Here is a 3135-nt window from a genome sequence, read left to right as displayed (position 1 = left end):
TGATCACTTATCAAAAAAACAATGGTTGACGTAATATAAATACGTCAACCATTGAGACTATTATAGCTTGTGATATTTTGGGTTCAGAGTGAAGACTAAAATATAATCCTATTTCATATGGTCATGTCTTTCATACTCTTCTCTTGTTAATCCAAATAGGATGATATCGTGATATTTTCCATCTGTATATACCATTTGTGTACGAACGCCCTCTTCGAGACATCCTAGCTTTTTCAGCATATTAGCAGAGTGAGCATTGTCGTCAAGAACTGAGCCATAGTATTTATTTAGGCGTCTTTCAAAAAAAGCATAATTCAAAAGAATTTTCATGGCTGCGGTTCCAAAGCCTTGGGCTCGATGATCCTGATCAATCAGCAGACCAATACTAAAGGTACCGTTTCTTTCATCAATTGAATTTATGTTGATGGCCCCAACAGTGTTGCCCTTTAGGTCTTCGATGGCAAACATGATTCTCTCTAAAGTCACTGTAAAATTTTTGAACTGTTCTGAGAAATCCTTTGATTCCTGCTCTGTTGGGGGAAGTTCAACTTCATAATTGATCAGTCTTCTACCAGGCGTATCGAAGCGATTATAATAATGGAACTCCCAATCTTCATCTTTTAATGCTCTTAAAATAACATGATCATTTTGCCAGTAATAATTGTCTAACTTTAAAGGTTTCATAGTTTCACCTCTCTCTATAATGATAAGAATCTTTATCTTTCATTATATTTATACCAAAATGATTATGCTCGAAACCTATAATCCTATAAAGCTTCTATTTCCTTTTGTTGCTTTTTAGATAAACTTTGTAATATTAAAAGATGTGCATCATCAATCATTTTTTTTAGCAATTCATCAGGCACTTTTCCTTCTAAGTAAACTGAATTCCAATGTTCTTTGTTCATATAATAACCAGGTATGATATCAGAATAATTTTCTCTCAGTGCAATATTTTCAAGAGGATAACCTTTTAGGGTGATAATAGGGACTCCGTTCTTATCGCCACCAACCATAGCAAACATCTTTCCATTTATTGTATAGCGATCGACTCCCCATTCTACTTTAAAATCATGTACACTTCCTTTTTTTGATTTACAGTATTCATCAAGCCATGGATAATTCATCGTTTTACCTCCTGATTATAGCTCACAAAAGATTTCGTGTATATTTCCTTCAGGGTCCGCAAATAGAGCTGTTCTTTGATTCCAAGGCATATTTTTAGGTGGCTGTATACCTTTTACCCCTTTTCCCATAAGCATTTCATACGTATCATCAACCTCTTCAATCGTATCACATGGAAAAGCTAGCTCAAAAGCAAGCCCATTTGTCGGCTCTTTGAACTTAGAATCAAACTCATACATAACTTCTCGCATACAAATTGCAAACCTAACACCTTCATTGTGAAACTCAACATAGTTTCCTAGATCTAATTTAATATTAAATCCCATAATATCATGGTAAAACGCTCTCATTTGATCGATTTGATCTGTCCAGATGGTTACAAGTGCGATTTGACTTTTCATATAATCCTCCATTGTATGTATATTTTTAATTACTAAAATAAATTCAAATTTTACTGTATTTAACAAAAAAGAAGAACGTATGTTCTTCTTTAAGAATATCATTTTGTATTTTGACTGTCAAGAATGTGCTTATTTTTTTACGATCATTTTAACACGACCCTTTTGCTCTGCTTTAATGCCATATTTTCGAGTTAATACATCGATAACAGACTCACCTTTTTCATTTACCAGATCTTTAGCAACTTCAATCTCTTTGCCATCATGGATTACAAAGTATTGTGTCACAGGTGATAAAATCCATTGGTGCAAATGAATGGCTTCAATTTCGTGAATTGGGATTACTTTTCGAGCATCTCTACTGATAAGGATTAGTTGATCATTTTCGATTTCATACTGGAGTTTGCTTCGCCATTTAATGATAAACATAACAAGTAAAATCGTTGGAAGACCAAAGATAATGCGCTGATCAATATTGGGTAAGACCATGCCAAGAAAAATTGGTAATATCAATATAATGCCCATAATGGCCATGTTCTTGAGTTGGTTGGGTTTAAAAATCATGTGTGCCTCCTAAACATAAAGATATCTTTGTGATCATTGTAATCACATTGAATATGTTTTAAATCATAACATAAATAAGCTTATTTTTATACCTTAATTTTAGATCTTTGAACGATGAAGACGCCAGAAAGGATGATAATCATAGCTGTTATCATCTTAAAGGTTATGGGTTCCTTGAGTATGATAAAGCCAAGCATAATTGCGACGATAGGATTAATATAGGCATATGTTCCTGCTTTAGTTGCTGACCAATTGGCCAGTACGTATATATAACTGCTGTAACCCACAAGTGAGCCAAAAATAATGAGATATAGTAATGCCAAGAGGCTTGACTGTGTAAAGGTTATCCTGGTTAATTCACCTGTTATACCAGCGACAAACATAAGACCTGTACCGCCTGCTATCATTTGAATTCCAATTTTATTGATGATTGAGCTCTCGGATTTAACCATGGTGGAATATACAGAGCCAAGTGACCATAAAAAGACTGCCAATAAGATAATACCAGCATCAGGAAGTCTCATGACAGGACTGATCCCTGAAGGCGAGATCAGTTGGTAAACGCCATAAAAGCCAATTAATAAACCTACATAACTCCACTTATTGAGTTCTACAGATTTTATCAATATTTTATCTAATAATGCGATGAAAAGTGGCATTGTTGCCACCATCATTGAGGCAACGCTTGAATCAACCCACTGTTCTGCATAGACAATTAATCCATTACCACCAAGGAGCATCAATAGACCAATAATGGAAAGGTCCTTAATCGTTTTAAAGTCCTTAGGCAGTGGATATCCTTTAAATTTTCCATAAAGTAACATCACACTACCTGCTATTAAAAACCTAGTACCCGCAAAGAACATAGGCGGCATATCCTGAACCCCTATTTTTATGGCAAGATAAGTTGAGCCCCAAAAGAAGCAAACGGCCAAATACGCAAGAAACACTTTATTTTTCATATGATACTCCTGTGCTGTAAATTTATAATGCGAACGTATTTTCGATTATTATTTATCATAACGTATTATTTAGGAATCCGCAAGAT

General features: G+C 34.5%; 5 protein-coding genes. All 5 read right to left on the bottom strand.

Translation table 11 applies throughout. The annotated features are described in order from the left end of the window. Window positions 1-108 precede the first annotated feature (108 nt). On the bottom strand, window positions 109-684 hold the full coding sequence (locus AC220I_RS20530) for a GNAT family N-acetyltransferase (RefSeq protein WP_486725733.1): 576 nt from the start codon (window positions 682-684) through the stop codon (window positions 109-111). 83 nt (window positions 685-767) lie between these two features. Next, window positions 768-1127, bottom strand: coding sequence for an MmcQ/YjbR family DNA-binding protein (locus tag AC220I_RS20525; protein ID WP_486725732.1), 360 nt, complete (start codon window positions 1125-1127; stop codon window positions 768-770). Window positions 1128-1142: 15 nt separating this feature from the next. Next, entirely contained in the window at window positions 1143-1526 is a 384-nt protein-coding gene (locus AC220I_RS20520) for a VOC family protein (protein WP_486725731.1), read from the bottom strand. A 129-nt stretch (window positions 1527-1655) separates the two neighbouring features. Then, entirely contained in the window at window positions 1656-2087 is a 432-nt protein-coding gene (locus AC220I_RS20515; protein ID WP_486725730.1) for a hypothetical protein, read from the bottom strand. Window positions 2088-2173: 86 nt separating this feature from the next. Beyond that, complete coding sequence (locus tag AC220I_RS20510; RefSeq protein ID WP_486725729.1) at window positions 2174-3049, bottom strand: EamA family transporter; 876 nt, start codon at window positions 3047-3049, stop codon at window positions 2174-2176. Window positions 3050-3135: the final 86 nt, after the last annotated feature.

This window comes from Fusibacter sp. (assembly GCF_057447755.1).
The sequence above is the reverse complement of the archived record's forward strand: the minus strand, read 5'-3'. Positions and strand labels throughout refer to the sequence as shown.